Below are 17,589 nucleotides of genomic sequence, written 5' to 3' on the forward strand. Positions count from 1 at the left end.
GGTATTACTTCAGGCGCTCGGCAAGGTAGCGCTGGTAATCAGGGATGAGAATTTCAATCGGTTGATTAAAGTCCGGCGACTGGATGATAAAGTCAGCGGTGGCGGCATTCGTGGCTACCGGAATATTCCAAACCGTCGCCAGACGCAGGAGCGCTTTGACGTCAGGATCGTGCGGCACTGCATTCAGCGGATCCCAGAAGAAGATCAGTACATCAATTTTCCCTTCCGAAATCAGCGCGCCCACCTGCTGGTCGCCGCCCATCGGGCCGCTCAACATTGCTTTTACTTCCAGCCCGGTGGCGCGTGAAACCAGATTGCCGGTGGTCCCGGTAGCATAAAGCTGGTGCTGTGCCAGTAGCGCCTGGTGACGTTCGACCCATTTCATCAGCAGATCTTTGCAGTGATCGTGTGCTACCAGCGCGATATGTTTGCGTGCGGGTAAGGTACGTGTTGTCAGTTCCATAATGGGGTTCCACTTATATTAACTTGCAGACAGATTACTGGAAGTGACTGATGCTGCAAGCGTCGGGGAGAAAAATTTTGCCGTATCTGTGAGTTAGGCTGGATGGCTGGTTTACCCGGATTAGCTTACACTAGGGCTAAAGCGCAGGAGGATTATGATGAAAGAGAACGATATTGCCGGCATTCTGACTACCACCCGGACAATTGCGCTGGTAGGCGCCAGCGACAAGCCAGACCGCCCGAGCTATCGGGTCATGCGATATCTGCTGGAACAGGGATATCACGTCATCCCGGTTTCGCCCAAGGTGGCGGGCAAAACGCTGCTCGGTCAACAAGGCTATGCCACCCTGGCGGAGGTACCTGAAAAGGTCGATATGGTCGATGTGTTCCGCAATTCCGAAGCGGCGTGGGGCGTGGCGCAAGAGGCTGTCGCCATCGGGGCGAAAACGCTATGGATGCAGCTTGGCGTTATTAATGAACAGGCGGCGGTAATGGCGCGTGAAGCGGGATTAAATGTGGTGATGGACCGCTGTCCTGCGATTGAAATTCCGCGGCTTGGGCTGGCGAAGTAAAATAAAAAACCCCGTGTTAACGGGGTTTTTAACGAAGCATCGGGAACATAGGCCAGTCAGTTACGCAGCCGCGGCGCCTGCAACTGCTTACGGATAGTCTGCGCCAGTTCGTCCATCGACGGCTGTTCGGGATGTTCATCGCTGGCTTCACTACTGAGCTGCGCTTCCGCGAGGTAGGTGTGAACAGGCTGGCCGTCCTCATCTTCCATCACAACATGATACCAGGGGGCCGCGCGCAGTTCATCGTTGGCGCCGATTTCATCCGCGGCGGGCTCGTCAAGCGAATACTCTGGATCGATATCAACGATTACGCCAAGGTAGCCGAGTAGCGTATGGCGAACCTGTTGGCCGATACCGAATTTGCTGGCAATCATAGTCACCTCCCGGGAAACGCTGGCGCCCACTGTATCCATCATCTTCAAATGTTCTTGAGTCATGAGAATAACGTGTGGGCGATGTTCCGCTTTTCAAGTTACATGACGCGACAGGCAAACCCTTTCAGATACAGACCTTCCGGGTAGGTTGCGATCACTGGGTGATCGGCAGCCTGACGGAACTGCTCTATAAATTGTACATCACGCCCGGCATCTATTGCGGCGTCAGCGATGATTTTCTGAAATAAATCGGTGGTCATCAGGCCGGAACAGGAGAAAGTCAGCAGTACGCCACCTGGGTTCAATAGCTGGATCGCCAGCATATTAATGTCTTTATAGCCGCGGCAGGCGCCCATCAGTTGGCTTTTGTTTTCGACGAATTTCGGCGGATCCATGACGATGACATCGAATTTTTCCCCCTGATCGCGATATTTACGCAGCAGTTTGAACACGTCGTCGCGTACGAATTCGGCTTTCGACAGATCCAGCTTATTCAGCTCAACGTTCTGTCTGGCGACATCCAGCGCCTCCTGTGAGGTATCAACGCTGGTGACCTGACGGCAGCCGCCCATCAGCGCAGAAACCGCGAATCCGCCGGTATAAGAGAAGCAGTTGAGGACGCGCTTATCGGCGACGTAGCGGCGGGTCGCCAGACGGCTATCGCGCTGATCGAGATAGTAACCGGTTTTATGGCCGCCCTGGATATCCACCAGCAGCTGCATACCGTGTTCGGTAATAGGCAGCAGCGCCGGCGGCAGTTCGCCTACTACCGGGCCCTGCGCCAGATCCAACCCTTCTTTTTTACGTACCGCCACATCGCTGCGATCGTAAATCGAGCATTGCGGGAACAGGGTTTGCAGGGCGCTAACGATAGCCGCACGCTGATACTCCGCGCCGGCGCTCAACAGCTGCAGGACGAAGAAATCGCCAAAGCGATCGATTGTCACGCCTGGCAGGCCGTCGGATTCCCCGGCGATTAAACGATAGCTGTCAAGACCATCGCGTTCGGCCAGCCATTGACGCCAGGTTTGCGCCTGCTGCAGGCGACGCTCAAAAAAAGCATTATCGATAGCTTCATGACGATCGAAACTCCAGACGCGGGCGCGGATCTGCGAGGAGGGCGAATAGGCGCCGCGAGCGAGCCATTTCCCCTGCGAATCAACGATATCGATCGTCTCGCCGGAACGAGCTTTACCTTCCATCCGGGCGACGGCGCCGGAGAAAATCCATGGATGGCGACGCAGCAGGGATTTCTCGCGTCCTTTGGCTAATACTAAGCGTGGGATAATGGAATCTGTCATGGGGCTACCTTTAAGCGACGGAGCGTCGGCACCGAAATAATGGCGCGTAGATTAGCATAACTGGCTGGGGCAAGCACCATTCCTGCCGCCGTCGGGCGGATGTTTTAGCGTCAGGCAAAAGCGAGTATGCTGGCGATAATTTGCTATGCTCTGCATCAGGATAGCGCAGTTGAGGAGGTAATAATGGCGAAGGTATGCACGATGGCGTGGGTTCACGGAGTCGTTCAGGGCGTGGGATTCCGCTATTCAACGCAGCGTGAAGCGCTGCAGCTGGGACTGACCGGTTATGCGCGAAATCTGGATGATGGCAGCGTGGAAGTGCTGGCCTGCGGACAAGCGGAACAGGTGGAAAAACTGATTGCCTGGCTTAAGGCCGGCGGTCCGCGTAGCGCAAGGGTCGACAGGGTGTTAACCGAGCCCCATCAACCCACCAGAGAGTGGCAAAAATTCGCTATTCTCTATTAAATGCACTTCACCGGTTTAGGCAGGCCGGCGATTTTCGTCGCCTGCTTGGCCGGCCCTTTGGGGAATAACCGGTACAGATAGCGGCTGTTGCCTTTCTCTTCACCGAATTTATTCGCCATTGCTTTGACCAGCATACGGATGGCTGGCGAAGTGTTGAATTCCAGATAAAAATCGCGCACGAAGCGCACTACTTCCCAGTGTTCGACGGACAGGGTGATCCCTTCCTGAGCGGCGATAACTTCCGCCATCGCTTCACTCCACTGAGTCGTCTCTTTCAGATAGCCTTCGCTATCGGTCTCTATTTCACTGCCTTCAAAGATAAACATGATTTTTCACATAATGCGGAAACTGCGCGCAGTGTAGCAAAAAATAAGGCCCCGCATAAGCGAGGCCTGGTGTTGCAGGAGAGAAGGTTAGTCTCTGCTGGCGAAGCCGAGGATGCTCAGCAGGCTGACGAAAATGTTGTACAGCGAAACATACAGGCTAACGGTGGCGCGAATGTAGTTGGTCTCGCCGCCGCGGATGATGTTGCTGGTTTCAAACAAAATCGCGCCGGAAGAGATAAGGATGAACACCGCGCTGATGGCCAGATGTAGAGCCGGCAGCTGCAGGAAGATGTTCGCCACCATACCAATCAGAACGACCACCACGCCCGCCATCAGCATGCCGCCGAGGAAGGACATGTCTTTGCGCGTCGTCAATACGTAAGCCGAGCAGCAGAAGAAGACCAGTGCGGTGCCGCCCAGCGCCAGGCCGATCAAATCGCCCATGCCTGCGGAGAGGTAAGCGTTCAGCATTGGCCCCAGAATGTAGCCGAGGAAGCCGGTAAAGGCGAAGGCCGCCAGAATACCGCTTGGTTTATTAGCCAGTTTGTAGGTCAGGAACATCAGACCATACATGCCCACCAGGGTGAGGATAAGCCCCGGAGACGGCAGCATCAGCACGGTGCTGGCGGTGGCGGTGATAGCCGAAAACGCCAGCGTCAGGCTGAGCAGAAAATAGGTGTTACGCAGAACTTTGTGCGTGCTGAGCAGCGATGAACGGTCACGCGATGAAGTAATTATACGATCCATGAGTCACTCTCTTATGACAGATGTAATTAGTTATGAAGCATAAGAAAAGCGAGCCGAAAGCCATAATGCTTTTACCCATCTTTACTCAGATCCCGGCGCCGGTGGGGTAGCTTTTTATTCTGGAAAAATGGATTACGACAGTATGTTTATGCGTTCAGCGGTGGAAAGCAGATCTGAATCTTATAGGTCACTGAAAAATATTGCCTTAATGTCAGTCAGCGACTAAGTGTGGAAGGGGTATCAACGAAGCATAAAGGCAAGGGAAATGAAACTACAACAATATAACCACATCACGCACGCATTACTGGTTTTGGGGTTACTCGGCAGCGCGGCCGCGGCAATGGCCGCCCAGGTCCCGCAGGGTACCGAACTTGCAGCAAAACAGGAGCTCGTCAGGAACAACGGTAATGAACCCGCCTCGCTCGATCCGCATAAGGTCGAAAGCGACGTTGAGTATAATATCATCAGCGATCTGTTCGAAGGGTTGGTGAGCGTTTCGCCGCAGGGCGAGATTCAGCCGCGGCTGGCGCTGAAGTGGGAGAATAAAGATAACCTCGTCTGGACTTTCCATCTGCGCCCTGGCATCACCTGGTCCGATGGGACAGCAATTACCGCGCAGGATATCGTCTGGAGCTGGCAGCGGCTGGTCACGCCGACCACCGCTTCGCCGTACGCCAGCTATCCGGGTAATATGCATATCGTTAACGCCCGCGATATTTCGGAGGGAAAACAGTCGCCGGAAACTCTCGGCGTAAAAGCGCTGGACGATACCACGCTGCAGGTCACGTTGGATCAGCCTAACGCCGCCTTCCTCGCAATGCTTGCTCACCCGTCGCTGGTGCCTATTGATAAGGTGCTGGTGGAGCGCTTTGGGGATAAATGGACTAAACCGGAACATATTGTCACCAGCGGCCCTTATACGCTTTCGAAGTGGGTCGTCAACGAGCGCATCGTGGCGCAACGCAATCCTAAGTACTGGGATAATGAACATACGGTAATCAATAAAGTGACCTATCTGCCGATTACCTCCGAAGCGGCGGATGTGAATCGTTATAAAGCCGGTGAGATAGATATTGTTTATACGCTGCCGGTGAACCAGTTTGCGTTACTCAAGAAAACGATGGGCTCGCAGCTGAATGTTTCTCCACAGCTGGCGACCTACTATTACGAACTCAATACCACTAAACCGCCCTTTAATGACCCCAGAGTGCGACGGGCGCTCAACATGGGGCTAGATAAAGATATCATCGCCGAGAAGGTGATGGGGCAGGGGCAGCGTCCGGCATGGCTGATTAGCCAGCCCGATATCGGCGGCGTTACGCTTAAACAACCGGATTACGCCAGCTGGCCGCGCGACAAACGCATTGCCGAGGCAAAAAAACTGCTTAACGAGGCGGGCTTTAACGAAAGTCATCCGCTGGTCTTTAACCTGCTTTATAACACCTCGGAGACGCACCAGCGCATTGCCATCGCCGCCAGTTCGATGTGGAAGAAAAATCTTGGCGTAGAGGCGAAGCTGCAGAATCAGGAGTGGAAGACCATGCTGGATACCATGCATACGCATAATTTTGATGCTGTGCGTTATGCCTGGATCGCGGATTATGACGATGCGGCGTCATTCCTCAATAACTTCCGCACCGGCGACAGCGAAAACACCAGTCAGTACAGTAACCCGGCCTATGATAAAGCGCTGCATGATGCGGCGAAGGCGGCGGATACCGCCGCGCGAGGCAAATTCTATCAGCAAGCGGAGGATCTGTTGGCTGAGGATGTGCCCGCGATTCCGGTTTATCACTACGTGCGTACCCATCTAGTGAAGCCGTGGGTCGGTGGGTTCGAGCCGGATAAGCTGGGCTATTACTACACCAAAGATATGTACATCATAAAACACTGAGTCAAAGGGCGTTCTTAACGCCGAATTTCTGCGCGAACTGCCTGAAATTCAGACGAATAACACAGATTTGTTTGTTTTTAAGGCAGTTGAACAAAATGATGCTTTACAGCATCGGCAGAGGTGTTTATAGTGCGCCCCATACCGGAAGCGTGGCCGAGCGGTTGAAGGCACCGGTCTTGAAAACCGGCGACCCGAAAGGGTTCTAGAGTTCGAATCTCTACGCTTCCGCCAAATTAAACAAGGGGTTACCGAAAGGTAGCCCCTTGTTGCTTTGGGCTGTTGGTATAGTGTTGGTATATTCACTTGGTATATTTTGCTGCCCAACTGCCGCTTTCACTTCTCCTTGCTCATCATCGGAACGTCCAGCGTCGGCGATATTTTGACCTTACAATCATACGTCACAACTTGGCTTTCTGTTTTGTGTCCACTAAACATCTGCTTCTCTTTGCTACTACCTTCATAGTCTGAAATTGCTTTGGCTTTAATATCGTGGAACGTACCCGGAACAGGGCGACCCAGTTTCACCGCGGCTTGCTTTTTCACATTATTCCACCATGTATTGAATGTTTTTTTATTCATCCGCCCATACATGCGCAACGGTGAGAGGGTAAACGACGATCGCCTGCAGCTGGATAACAACGTAATCATGATGGACTCGCTGGCAGCGGTAAAGGTGTTGATTAAGCGAGTAGACAAACTGGAGGAGAAATTATCTGCATTAGAAATCCAGTAATCGTGTTTATTTGTCCAGACCCCAACTGACAATTTGTGCATGCAGAATGCAATTAAATCTGACAGTCTGCTTTGAGCGAGGAGCGGAAACTAAGAGCTTCGATAGGGACGTAGCATGTTATGAAGGAGAAAGCTGCTTTACAAAAAACGCTGAGAAAGAATATATCAAGCATTCTTTCTCAGCAACAATTACTGAATAAATTTTCCTTCCAAGGAGTCATGTTATTCAATATTAATTTCTTCTTCCCAAGCCAATCCATTTTCTATATGAGCAAGCTTCTCTGAAAAAGAACTGATTATTTCAGATATGTCAGAGTCAGTGGATGCAGTTTGAACAGAAATCATTAACTCTTGGCTGAGGCTTCTAATATATTCTTCGGTCGATAAATTTTGACAGTGCTCTATTATAGAATTCATCGCTAACTGAACGTTTTTCCTAACAGATTCATGTTCAATTTTGAATGAGTCAATATTTTTAGGTATATAACTTAATGGCGGGTTAAATGCAACGTTAAACCTTGAAGACTTTCCTGCTGTAGGATTTAAACACAAACATTTAGATGATATACTCGAATGATTACCTAAAATAATAGAGAAATTAAATGCACCAAAAAGCTTTATATAAGCAACCAATTGGTGATTTACATTAGTTATAAATACAGTATGTTCAAAACCACATTGAATGGCGTTTGGGGTTTTTTCGTGTGGGTGTAAATTTGTAATGACAGGAAAATCATTTGTATAGTCCCATCCGCAATAATTTGTAATGTCAGGTTCTCCACTTCGTGTTGATACCCTAAGGCCCTGATAGATATCGGTTCTTGCTCGCGAATTGCCATACAAAACAACATAGGAAACTATAGCTATTTTCGCTATAGCACGAAAAATTTTATTTCCTTCAAAATTAATGCTAGCTCTTATAACAGGAGCCTTAGTTGTAACATATTTTGCATTAATATCTCCTATATTAAGTCCGCGCTTCTTAAGAATTCCTACAATCCTATTAGCATCAGCTTCATCTTGAGCAACGAAATCAAAGACTGTATTGCTATCAGTTTCATCTTTTGAAGGTATTCTTGACTTAGACACAATAGGTGTCAAGTTTGGTGCGAGATCATACTTGATGTTATCATCAAACTGACCTGCTTCCTTTATTGTTGGTGGTGGCTTTCCTCTTCCAGACCAAACATTCAAAGCATTCCTGATATAAATAAAGTTATCAGCCAGAGCGATCTCAACCGCATCTGAACTCACTTCTGAAAATAAATTGTTGCAACTTTTGCATGTCGCATGTGTTGTGGTAATTCGTCCGCCTAACGCACTAGGGAATACATGCTCTAGGCTCCCTTTATCAAAGGGAATATCACAAAAAATACACTTCTCTGGGTTTGTTTTCATGTTTATTTAACTTTTATATTAAAATAAGAATATTTAAGCATGTTTTAACTTACCATCATTGAACTAATTTGCATCATTTTTTGTCGTTAATCCTAGCAACACAACTTGATACCTGAAGGACCGCTTTTGGCACGAAGCGGACCAGATAACTGGGCTGGAGGTCCGCTGTGAGCGAGGAGCAGACCTTCACGCTTTTCGCTGTTGAGTGACATGAATTATCAAAGAGCATTATAAAACTTCACTTTTTCTAATTTCAATGCTTTATCAAAGTCAGCGACATTCAGGCTTATCAATTCAATATTAATATACCATCAGCATTATATAAGAGGTATTATGCTAACCATTTTGGATGCTCTTTATAAACATCATTAAACCACTCGGTCATTTCAGGTGAGTTCGTATCCTTTATCCAAGTTAACTCAAAGTCATCTCCCATAGATGCAAATATTGATTTCAATTGAGTTATGATTAAACCATAGTAAAATCCAAAAGTTTTTTCTTCATCCTCATTGACTAATGATTCAATATGACAACTGAGAATGAATCGAACTCGTGCCGCCGTTGAGGGATGTGTCGATTGAAAATGTTCATGAGGTGATAAGCCATCAGAAAGTTTGAAGTAGCACAGTATTAATAGCAATGAAAATGCAATTCCGCCTTCATTGCTGCTATAAAAATCAAGCAAGTTATCAAGATAAGATACCTTCTGATCAAATGCAGACTGTACATGTTTTTTAACAATATTAAGAGCAAAACCATCTGCAACTAATTCTCTTGCGTGGCTTGATATTAGCTCTGCGCTATTGATTTTTTTATGTCCTAAAACATCATCAAAGATAGTGTCAATAGATTGCTTTTTTGCTCGGTCGCCATGTTTATTAATGAAATGGCCTACTTCGTGACTAACTATAAACAGCATTAGACAATCAAGAATAAACATAAATAAGTGTGATTCGGACTCACTTTCCTCTCTTATCTCATTGTTAAACCCAACAAATGGATTAGTAACGAGATGCAAGTCATAAAAGTTTAAATTAGTACTTTTCCCGGTTATCATCCCTGACCGAAAAATTAAGTCAGATAACTTACATAGTCTATCAAATGTGCCATAAGACATAAATATCAATTTTTCATCATAAATAATGCCGCATTGAAAATGTGAGTTGGTTGTAATGCAAAAATCCAGATCTAATTTTTGAACAGAGTCCATGTATTTACTAAAAAACGGCAGTACGAGACCATTATCTCTATCATTTATAAAATCATAGATAAGCCCCAATTGATTCTTTGAAAGAATTTCATTGATTTCATTAAGTTTTATTTCAAATCTATCCATAATTAGAACCTCTTAATTAAAATTTTAAATAATCCGCTTAAGCAGCTATGGGGATGTAATTCTAATACCCAATCCACTCATTCAATGGAAAGAATAGCATTACTTTAACCACACTTTTGGACTTGACTTACTTCCCTTAAAGCTTCTGGGCACTATGTTAGTAATGTCCGCTCTTCGCAGGCAGCGGACATTGCTAATAGCGGTCTATGTGAAACACGGGGAGTAGGTTAGTTTTAGCGTTAAACACAATAAGAGCACGATGAAGTATCAAAAAGGAAGCATTGCATAGATAATTTAGGCAAAAACCGAGCTTAAATTACATATCATTCGCTATCAATTCGGTTGAGAGAACCCTTGGAATCAAGCTACTTTTTGAACCATACTTTATATGCAGAAAGTCCATCATCTTTTCAACATCACTTTCATGCTCTACAATGACATATTTAATATCCTTATGTGAAAAGGGCAACCTGTCATCATCATAATATTCGTTATATTTTCTCTTGCCATCTTGAGTTGATATGTTTTTCGAAGCGGCGATCACTGGTTTTCCAATTGATTTTTCTATATCTGGAACAAATCGCCACTCCCTCTCATCTGCAAAAATATAGTTAGGTTTCTCCTGACCATTGCGTCGTTTCAAAGTTGCCTGGTAATTTTTCATATATCGCAAAGGATCTACAATTTTCTTGTAACTAAGAATCGCCGACTCATATTTCCGCTTTGCATTAGTTAATTGAGATTTTGTTCCTGAAGATTTTATTTCGTCCAAATGCTTTAATAACTTATTAACTTCTGCTTTTAAACGCCTAATCTCTAGATTATAATTATCAAAAACAGAAGAGTGCTTGGACATGTAAATTACTGGATTAAGTCCATTTTCGTTTGCCCAATCTTTTGATAATCCGATGCCATAATGGCCATAACTTTCAGTATGCTGGGTAAGCTGTGTTAGCCTGATATCACAAAATGAAACCATCGGTATACCGAAATTCCTATTCGTGCTCTGGCCTTGTATAAATTCTCTAGCGAAAGAAATCCGAAAATCACTTGAGTCAAGTATCTCAAATAAGGTATCTAACTTTTCAGTAAAATGAAATAAGGTGGTTGGGTATAAGCTACGCGACATAATGATCATCCATAATATGATGTATAAACTGAGTACCATAAATTAAGGTTATCAGTACTTTCCATACATCAGCAAGCGGATTTTGCGATAGTGACCTGCCCCTCATTAATCAACACTAAGAGCTGTTAGCCACTTCTGCTCCTGGCACGGAGCGGACTTTCAGATTATGTTTGGCTCTGTGACTTAAGAGTGTCAGATCAGATCTAAGATACAACAAATAATGTCATTAAATGACATGCTATCACCCAGTAACCGTCTGCAGGGGTTACCGGGTGGGGATAGTCTTCGATACCGGGGTATTTGGGGGCAGATTTTGGGGCAAAACGCGCCGTATTCAGCCTCGAAAATGACAGAGGTATACTATCTTCAGAGAAGTGGATAACTAACTGAAAAATATGGGCGTGAAAATGTCTAAATATACCAGTGGCTTATAATAACATGTTGATTTTAAATAACTTTTCCACAAGCTTGAAAACCGGCGACCCGAAAGGTAACCCCTTTTTGCTTTGGGCGCCTCCGGCACATCCCTGCTTCACCTATTCTCGTCATTAATGAGTCTCCTCCTCCCAGTAGGGCGGCATCCCAATCTTTTCAACCATAAAGTCGATAAATGCCCGGACTTTATGCGGCACTCTCCTGTTTTGCGGGTAGAGCATCCAGATGGCGGTTTCGCTGGGGAACATACTAAATTCCCACTCCGCGAATACCCGTTGAATGAGCCCTTGTTCTTCGGCCTGACGCGATAGCCAGTTCGGTAAAATCGCAATCCCGGTATGATTGACGCAGGCATAAAGCATGGCGGCGCTATCGCTAACGCTCAGTCGGTAGTGAATCGGGATGCGCTGCCATTCATCTTCTGAACCCATCTTACGCGTATACCAACCGGCGCCATGCAGACGAGAAAACATCACGATATCGATCTGCTGTTGATCGGCGCCTGGTGTTGCTGTAGGGCGGTTTTCCGCAATCCACCTTGGGCTGGCCCAGGCTGAGCGCGTTTGCGAAGCCAGTTTACGGGCATGAATCGATGAGTCAGGCAAAACACCGATGCGAATACTCAGGTCGATGCGCGTTTCAATCAGGTCCTGCACTTCATCGTTAAAACTGATATCCAGCGAAATGTTAGGGTGCAGACGAAGAAATTCATCCACGAAAGGCATCACGTGCAGACGGCCAAAGGTACTGGGGACGCTTAACCGCAGCAGGCCGGAAGGCTGTTTATCCAGTGCGGAAGTTAACTGGCGGGCTTCCTCCCATTGTAATAACAGTTGTTGGGCGTGCGAGTAAAAAAATGCCCCGGTTTCGGTTAATGCTAATCCACGGGTAGAGCGGTTAAACAACGTCACCTGTAAATACGCTTCCAGCTCGGAAATATGGCGAGAGACGGTGGATACTTCGATATTTAAGGCTTTGGCGGCAGCGCTGAAACTTTTATAGTCAGCGGCGCTAACGAAAGTTCTGATTGCGGATAAATGGTTCATCTGGTCTACGTCTCATTGATGATGAATGTTTCTCAGCAACCTATTCTGGTGTAGCCAACTACAATAGCGGTCCTGATGGCACAGCTTATCACTTTGTTTCTCTAATTATTCCCGGCAATATCTAAGGATAATTATTATGAGGGTATAAAAAAGGCTTCCCTGACTGCGGGAAGCCGGATAATTGATAGTGATATTTTATTTTGCGCTGACGCGCCAGACGGTATTACCGACATCGTCGGCAATGATTAACGCCCCTTCATTATCCTGCGCGAGTCCGACCGGCGCACCGTACAGTTCTTTCTCATCGCGCGAGACAAAGCCGGTGACTACACTCTCTGGTTTACCGACGGGTTTGCCGTCTTTAAAGGCGACGAAGCTGACTTTATAGCCATTCAGCGGCGAACGGTCCCAGCTGCCATGTTCGCTGATAAACACGCCGCCCTGATAGGTTTGTGGCAACATGTTTCCGGTATAAAACAGCATTCCCAGCGGCGCAACGTGGGAACTCAGGGCATAATCCGGCTTGATCGCTTTGGCGACCATGTCCGGGCGCGGCGGCTGTACGCGGCGGTCAACGTGCTGTCCGAAATAGCTCCACGGCCAGCCATAAAACCCGCCATCCTGCACCGAAGTCAAATAATCAGGTACCAGGTCGGCGCCGATTTCATCGCGCTCGTTGGCAATAGCCCAAAGCTTGCCCGTCTGCGGTTCCCAGCCGAGTCCGGTAGGATTCCTGATCCCGCTGGCGAAGATACGGCTTGCGCCGGTGGCCGTATCAACCTCCAGAATGGTGGCGCGACGATATTCAATATCCAGGCCATTTTCGGTGATATTACTGTTCGAGCCGACGCCTACATACAGCTTCTTACCATCCGGGCTTGCCAGTAATGCTTTGGTCCAGTGGTGATTGACGGTGCTGGGCAGGTCCGCCAGCTCGCTCCCCGCATCGCTGATACGTGTCGCCCCCGGCTGGTAGTGATAACGCATGATGTTGCCGGTATTGGCGACGTAAAGATTATTGCCGATTAGTTGGACACCGAAAGGCGAGTGCAGATGTTCAAGGAAAATATGTTTTTCCCAGCCGTTGGCGTTTTTACGCAATAGCGTAATGCGATTCCCGCCTTTCCCGCCTTTACCTGACTGATTTTTCACTATCCCGGCAATCAGCTGCTTCGGCGTAGTCAGCGGCTCCTCGCCAGGGCCGTTGCTTTCAACGACCAGCACATCGTTATTTGGCAGGACATAGACCATTCTGGGATGCAGGAATCCGTCGGCTATTTTTTCTATTTTCAGCCCCTGGGCAACCGTCGGTTGTCCATCTGTCTTCCAGCCTACGCCGCGGGGAACCTGCATCGGCGGCATCAGGAAATCCTGGGCCTTCGGCATTACGGGATCGGGCCCTACCTGCTGATCCGGGCTAAGTTTCGCTTTCTCATCGCATCCGGACAGGGCAAGCGCGGTGGCGAGCATAACGGGCAGGGGCAGTAGTAATTTATTCATGGCGAATCCCCTTATTATTAGCCAGGCAAGTGGAGCTGATAATATTGGCGACAAGCAGACAGATAACGGTAATCGATGAATAGATAACGTTCTGCGGCGCAATTGCCCATGCGTCGCGGCTATGAACAAAACAGTTTACCAACGCGGCAATAATAGCGATGAGATTTAGCCAGAAATCAATTTTTGCTGCCGGGCGTCGAGGAGTAAAAAACCAGACCTGCACCAGATTAATCAACCGCGGAATGATGGCAAAAATAAGGCCAAGGGCAATAAGCCAGCTGGCGCTTTTTCCCCACATCACGTTAGTACTGTAGAGGTAAATAATATCGAAGATAAGACCGGCGATAAAAAAGCCGTAAGGCACCGGATTGAGTAGATTATATATGACCATCGCAAGGCTATTACCTCGGTCATGAGAGCGTTCACTCATTGTCAATTCCTTGTCAGGGGGAATAAGGTAGGGTGAAAATAATGCTGACGTTCAAGCCGGAATATTGAATACCGCTTAGCAGATAAAATTATACATATCGTTAACAATTTCAGTATGCCAATCGCGGGAAATCTGTTTTGCGCAAATGGTCATACTGGCTACGGTAAGATTGTTGCAGTAGGGAGGAGGCGGGCCAGATGCTGACCGCGCAATGGTACGCTTAACTTTCTATTCGGGCAGCCAGCTGCTGGGCCATGTCGGCGAAAATCCTCGCCGCGGCTTTTGGTCGGGCGCCTTTGCGCTGCATTAACACCGCGGTTCTCTCAAGCGTTGCTTCCTCCAACAACCTGGTCACCAGGCCAGTGCGCTGGGCGGCGACATTCAGCGGCAGAATGGTCACTAATTGGGTTCGCTGGATGATATCGAGGATGGCATTGATCGAATGCATTTCAATGGTCACCCGCGGGTGGAAACCGGCTTGCTGTAAGCAGTGGTCAATTTGCAACCGGGTGGCGAAATGATGGTTGAGCAGAATAAATTCCTCCGCGGCCAGCTGGCGCAACGAAAGGGATTCTTCGCGGGCCAGCGGGTGATGGTTCGCCACAACCAGCGCCAGCACTTCCTGTAGCAGCGGGGTGGAAACAATGTCTGGCGTCACTCCCTCGGCAAAGGCAATGCCAATATCCAGCTCATTTTCCAGCAGCATGCCCTCCATTTTCTCCTGCGACATCTCCTGTATATCCAGCGTGATATGCGGATAACGCGCATGAAATTCAGCCACTAACGGCACGACGAAATAAGAAGTAAAGGTGGGCGTCACGGCAATGCGCAGAGAACCGCGACTGAGGTCTTCGACATCATGAATGGCGCGTTGGCCCTCATCCAGCAGCTGAAATGCCTGACGGGCATACTGCAAAAACACCTCGCCCGCATCCGTCAGGTGAATATACCGGCCGCTACGATCAAAAAGCTGCGCATCCAGGCTCTCTTCTAGCATCCTGATTTGTTGTGAGAGCGCCGGTTGTGAAATATGCAGGGCTTCCGCCGCGCGGGTAAAACCCTGATGTTCGGCGACGGCCAGGAAGTATCTAACATAGCGAATATTCACGCTTTCAATCCATAAGTTTTTTGGATGAATTTGATTATAAACAAGACTTTTATTTTATGCCATGCGCCGCGTAACCTCCCTGTCATTCCACAGCGAGGTAGACATTATCATGAAAGAAATCATTGATGGTTTTCTTAAATTTCAACGTGATGCATTTCCTGAACGCGCTGAACTGTTTAAAAGTTTAGCCTCCCGGCAGAGCCCCAGTACGCTGTTTATTTCCTGTTCCGATAGCCGGATGGTTCCTGAATTGGTCACCCAGCGTGAACCCGGCGATCTGTTTGTCATCCGTAATGCCGGCAATATTGTCCCTTCTTACGGTCCTGAGCCCGGCGGCGTGTCGGCATCGGTGGAGTATGCCGTAGCTGTCCTGAAGGTCGCGGATATTGTGATTTGCGGCCACTCCGATTGCGGGGCGATGACGGCAATTGCGCAGTGTAGCTGTCTGGATCATGTGCCCGCCGTTAAGCACTGGCTGCAATATGCGGATTCGGCAAAAGTGGTCAACGATGCTCGCGAGCATCGCGACCCGCAGGCCAAAACCGCGGCGATGGTGCATGAAAACGTGATTGCCCAGTTGGCGAATATTCAAACTCACCCTGCGGTACGCCTGGCGCTTGATGAAGGACGTCTGACATTACATGGCTGGGTGTATGACATTGAAACGGGGGAGATTGCCGCTTATGACGGCAATACCAGAGCTTTTATTTCGCTGGCCGGTCATCCGGATACCCGAGCGGTGCCGGTTTACGGTCAGTAATTTCATTTCACTACGATATAACGAGGTAACACCATGATTCAGTCACAAGTCAGCCGCGAAGTTCGTCTGGAGTTAGCGAATAAAATTTTGCTGATTAAAGCCAAAAAGGATCTCTCCTTTGCACAGCTTGTTGAAGGCACTGGTTTATCAGAAGCCTTTGTCACGGCCGCGCTGTTGGGGCAGCACCCGCTGCCTGCTGAAGTGGCGAAAATGGTTGGGGCAAAACTGGAACTCAACGATGATGATATTTTGCTGCTGCAAACGATTCCGGTCAGAGGCTCTATTGAGGACCGCGTGCCGACGGATCCGACCATGTATCGCTTCTATGAAATGCTGCAGGTCTACGACACCACCCTGAAAGCGTTGATTCATGAAAAATTCGGCGACGGGATTATCAGCGCAATTAATTTTAAGCTGGATGTGAAAAAAGTCAGCGATCCGGAAGGCGGACATCGTGCGGTGATTACTTTCGATGGAAAGTATCTGCCAACGAAACCTTTCTGATGACAATTAATCGTTAACAGCACGGGCCTGAACCACGATCCAGGCCCGTTGTTATCTGGCGGGTTGATAACGCATTTGCAATGTGGCGGGCAGATAACGCTGCAGCGGCTGTGGCGTTTTACCATCGATCAGCTGACTGATGAGATCGTAGCAGTGCCAGGCCAACTGGCGGTTGTCCTGCTGGATGGTGTCGATGCGTAGCGACAGCGAATCATACAGATAGTGGTCATCGAAGCTGGCTAAATGGATCCCGGAATCCAGCAGGTTATGCTGGCTCATATAGCGTAGTACCCCTTCCAGCAAGCCGCAGGCGGCGGTAAACAGCGCCCTAGGCGGCCGCCCGAGGCGGGCGCACAGCGCGGCAAACATCTCATAGCCTGAGCTTGGGTGATAGTTGCCGTTAATAATCCACTCCGGGCGCAACTCAACGCCTGCCTGGGCTAATCCCTGACTAAATCCGGCCAGCCGATCGCGCGAAGGCGAGAGCCGCGGCTGACCGCCGAGAAACCAGAACTCATCCGGGTGTTGGCCGGCGATACGGGCGATAAGTTCCGCCGTCGGCGCCAGTGAGTCGGTCATCACCAACGGCAGGGCGCTATCGTTTGGATTGCGATCGAACAGCACCACCGGCAGCTGTTCGCTGAGCTTCAGATAGTCGGCGTCGCTGTGCATACAAGAGGCGACAATCAGGCCATCGACCTGACGGGCAATCATATTATTGACCACCATGCTCTCCTGACCGGGATTCTCATCGGTGCAAGAGATAAGCAGCTGTACGCCTGCTTCGCGGCACAGGGTTTCCAGCTCGTGAGAAAAAACGGCAAAACCATAGTTGGTGATCTCGGGTACCACCAGACCAATGGTATGGCTGCGGCTATCGCGCAGTGAACGGGCGTGAATACTCGGCTGGTAGTGCTGCTCGCGGGCGATAGCCAGCACCCGTTCGCGCGTCTCTTGCGCCACGCGCAGCTCTTTGCCGCGGCCGTTCAAGACCAGGCTGGCGGTGGCTTTAGAGACGCCAGCCAGTTCGGCGATATCTTTTATGGTAATGCGTTTGGGTTTCATCACGA

At 48.8% G+C, this 17,589-nt stretch carries 18 protein-coding genes, 1 tRNA gene and 1 pseudogene; 6 read left to right on the forward strand and 14 right to left on the reverse strand.

The annotated features are described in order from the left end of the window. Positions 1–4: 4 nt before the first annotated feature. A complete protein-coding gene (gene mgsA, locus PGR29_RS10330; protein ID WP_015367424.1) occupies positions 5–463 on the reverse strand; it encodes a methylglyoxal synthase in 459 nt (152 codons plus the stop codon). Between the two features lie 157 nt (positions 464–620). Here mgsA and PGR29_RS10335 point away from each other — a divergent pair, with 157 nt between their 5' ends. Continuing rightward, a complete protein-coding gene (locus tag PGR29_RS10335) occupies positions 621–1,034 on the forward strand; it encodes a CoA-binding protein (protein ID WP_087858124.1) in 414 nt (137 codons plus the stop codon). Between the two features lie 56 nt (positions 1,035–1,090). On the opposite strand, the gene hspQ is transcribed toward PGR29_RS10335, so the two are convergent. Further along, complete coding sequence (hspQ, locus tag PGR29_RS10340; RefSeq protein WP_015367415.1) at positions 1,091–1,408, reverse strand: heat shock protein HspQ; 318 nt, start codon at positions 1,406–1,408, stop codon at positions 1,091–1,093. 98 nt (positions 1,409–1,506) lie between these two features. Then, the gene (gene rlmI, locus PGR29_RS10345; protein WP_015367414.1) at positions 1,507–2,709 is read right to left on the reverse strand and encodes a 23S rRNA (cytosine(1962)-C(5))-methyltransferase RlmI; all 1,203 of its coding nucleotides are present in this window, start codon (positions 2,707–2,709) and stop codon (positions 1,507–1,509) included. A 183-nt stretch (positions 2,710–2,892) separates the two neighbouring features. On the opposite strand from rlmI, the gene yccX reads away from it, so the two are divergent. Further along, the gene (gene yccX, locus PGR29_RS10350; RefSeq protein ID WP_113374274.1) at positions 2,893–3,174 is read left to right on the forward strand and encodes an acylphosphatase; all 282 of its coding nucleotides are present in this window, start codon (positions 2,893–2,895) and stop codon (positions 3,172–3,174) included. Here the strand turns inward: yccX and tusE are convergent. After that, complete coding sequence (gene tusE, locus PGR29_RS10355; protein WP_045360166.1) at positions 3,171–3,500, reverse strand: sulfurtransferase TusE; 330 nt, start codon at positions 3,498–3,500, stop codon at positions 3,171–3,173. The genes yccX and tusE overlap by 4 nt on opposite strands. 87 nt (positions 3,501–3,587) lie before the next feature. Further along, positions 3,588–4,247 (reverse strand): FtsH protease modulator YccA, encoded by a 660-nt coding sequence (gene yccA, locus PGR29_RS10360; RefSeq protein ID WP_015704916.1) that lies wholly within the window; start codon positions 4,245–4,247, stop codon positions 3,588–3,590. A 265-nt stretch (positions 4,248–4,512) separates the two neighbouring features. On the opposite strand from yccA, the gene PGR29_RS10365 reads away from it, so the two are divergent. Both PGR29_RS10365 and PGR29_RS10370 read left to right on the forward strand, forming a co-directional pair. After that, entirely contained in the window at positions 4,513–6,141 is a 1,629-nt protein-coding gene (locus PGR29_RS10365) for an ABC transporter substrate-binding protein (protein ID WP_316424486.1), read from the forward strand. A 143-nt stretch (positions 6,142–6,284) separates the two neighbouring features. After that, positions 6,285–6,372 (forward strand) — tRNA-Ser (locus PGR29_RS10370). Positions 6,373–6,474: 102 nt separating this feature from the next. Here the strand turns inward: PGR29_RS10370 and PGR29_RS10375 are convergent. The 8 genes and pseudogenes from PGR29_RS10375 to cynR form a co-directional block, all read right to left on the reverse strand. Continuing rightward, positions 6,475–6,726 (reverse strand): annotated as a pseudogene (locus tag PGR29_RS10375) (integrase); the annotation flags it as partial. Between the two features lie 369 nt (positions 6,727–7,095). Then, the gene (locus tag PGR29_RS10380; protein ID WP_316424487.1) at positions 7,096–8,271 is read right to left on the reverse strand and encodes an HNH endonuclease; all 1,176 of its coding nucleotides are present in this window, start codon (positions 8,269–8,271) and stop codon (positions 7,096–7,098) included. Positions 8,272–8,602: 331 nt separating this feature from the next. After that, on the reverse strand, positions 8,603–9,607 hold the full coding sequence (locus PGR29_RS10385; protein ID WP_316424488.1) for a hypothetical protein: 1,005 nt from the start codon (positions 9,605–9,607) through the stop codon (positions 8,603–8,605). 316 nt (positions 9,608–9,923) lie between these two features. Beyond that, positions 9,924–10,736 carry an abortive infection system antitoxin AbiGi family protein gene (locus tag PGR29_RS10390; RefSeq protein ID WP_115259908.1) on the reverse strand — a complete coding sequence of 271 codons (813 nt, stop codon included), beginning with the start codon at positions 10,734–10,736 and terminating at the stop codon, positions 9,924–9,926. A gap of 548 nt (positions 10,737–11,284) precedes the next feature. Then, positions 11,285–12,217 (reverse strand): LysR family transcriptional regulator, encoded by a 933-nt coding sequence (locus PGR29_RS10395; RefSeq protein WP_316424489.1) that lies wholly within the window; start codon positions 12,215–12,217, stop codon positions 11,285–11,287. A 195-nt stretch (positions 12,218–12,412) separates the two neighbouring features. Beyond that, on the reverse strand, positions 12,413–13,717 hold the full coding sequence (locus tag PGR29_RS10400) for a PQQ-dependent sugar dehydrogenase (RefSeq protein WP_316424490.1): 1,305 nt from the start codon (positions 13,715–13,717) through the stop codon (positions 12,413–12,415). Then, complete coding sequence (locus PGR29_RS10405) at positions 13,710–14,147, reverse strand: DUF2231 domain-containing protein (RefSeq protein WP_087858116.1); 438 nt, start codon at positions 14,145–14,147, stop codon at positions 13,710–13,712. The genes PGR29_RS10400 and PGR29_RS10405 overlap by 8 nt, the downstream gene beginning before the upstream one ends. Before the next feature lie 220 nt (positions 14,148–14,367). Next, on the reverse strand, positions 14,368–15,255 hold the full coding sequence (cynR, locus tag PGR29_RS10410; RefSeq protein WP_316424491.1) for a transcriptional regulator CynR: 888 nt from the start codon (positions 15,253–15,255) through the stop codon (positions 14,368–14,370). 109 nt (positions 15,256–15,364) lie between these two features. Here cynR and PGR29_RS10415 point away from each other — a divergent pair, with 109 nt between their 5' ends. Both PGR29_RS10415 and cynS read left to right on the forward strand, forming a co-directional pair. Beyond that, the gene (locus PGR29_RS10415) at positions 15,365–16,015 is read left to right on the forward strand and encodes a carbonic anhydrase (RefSeq protein ID WP_113374301.1); all 651 of its coding nucleotides are present in this window, start codon (positions 15,365–15,367) and stop codon (positions 16,013–16,015) included. Between the two features lie 33 nt (positions 16,016–16,048). Then, positions 16,049–16,519, forward strand: coding sequence for a cyanase (gene cynS / locus PGR29_RS10420; RefSeq protein ID WP_015704922.1), 471 nt, complete (start codon positions 16,049–16,051; stop codon positions 16,517–16,519). A gap of 51 nt (positions 16,520–16,570) precedes the next feature. On the opposite strand, the gene PGR29_RS10425 is transcribed toward cynS, so the two are convergent. Beyond that, a complete protein-coding gene (locus PGR29_RS10425; RefSeq protein ID WP_316424644.1) occupies positions 16,571–17,584 on the reverse strand; it encodes a LacI family DNA-binding transcriptional regulator in 1,014 nt (337 codons plus the stop codon). Positions 17,585–17,589 lie beyond the last annotated feature (5 nt).

The organism is Klebsiella sp. 141203, from assembly GCF_032601985.1.
In the GTDB taxonomy this organism is placed as follows: Bacteria; Pseudomonadota; Gammaproteobacteria; order Enterobacterales; family Enterobacteriaceae; genus Klebsiella; species Klebsiella aerogenes.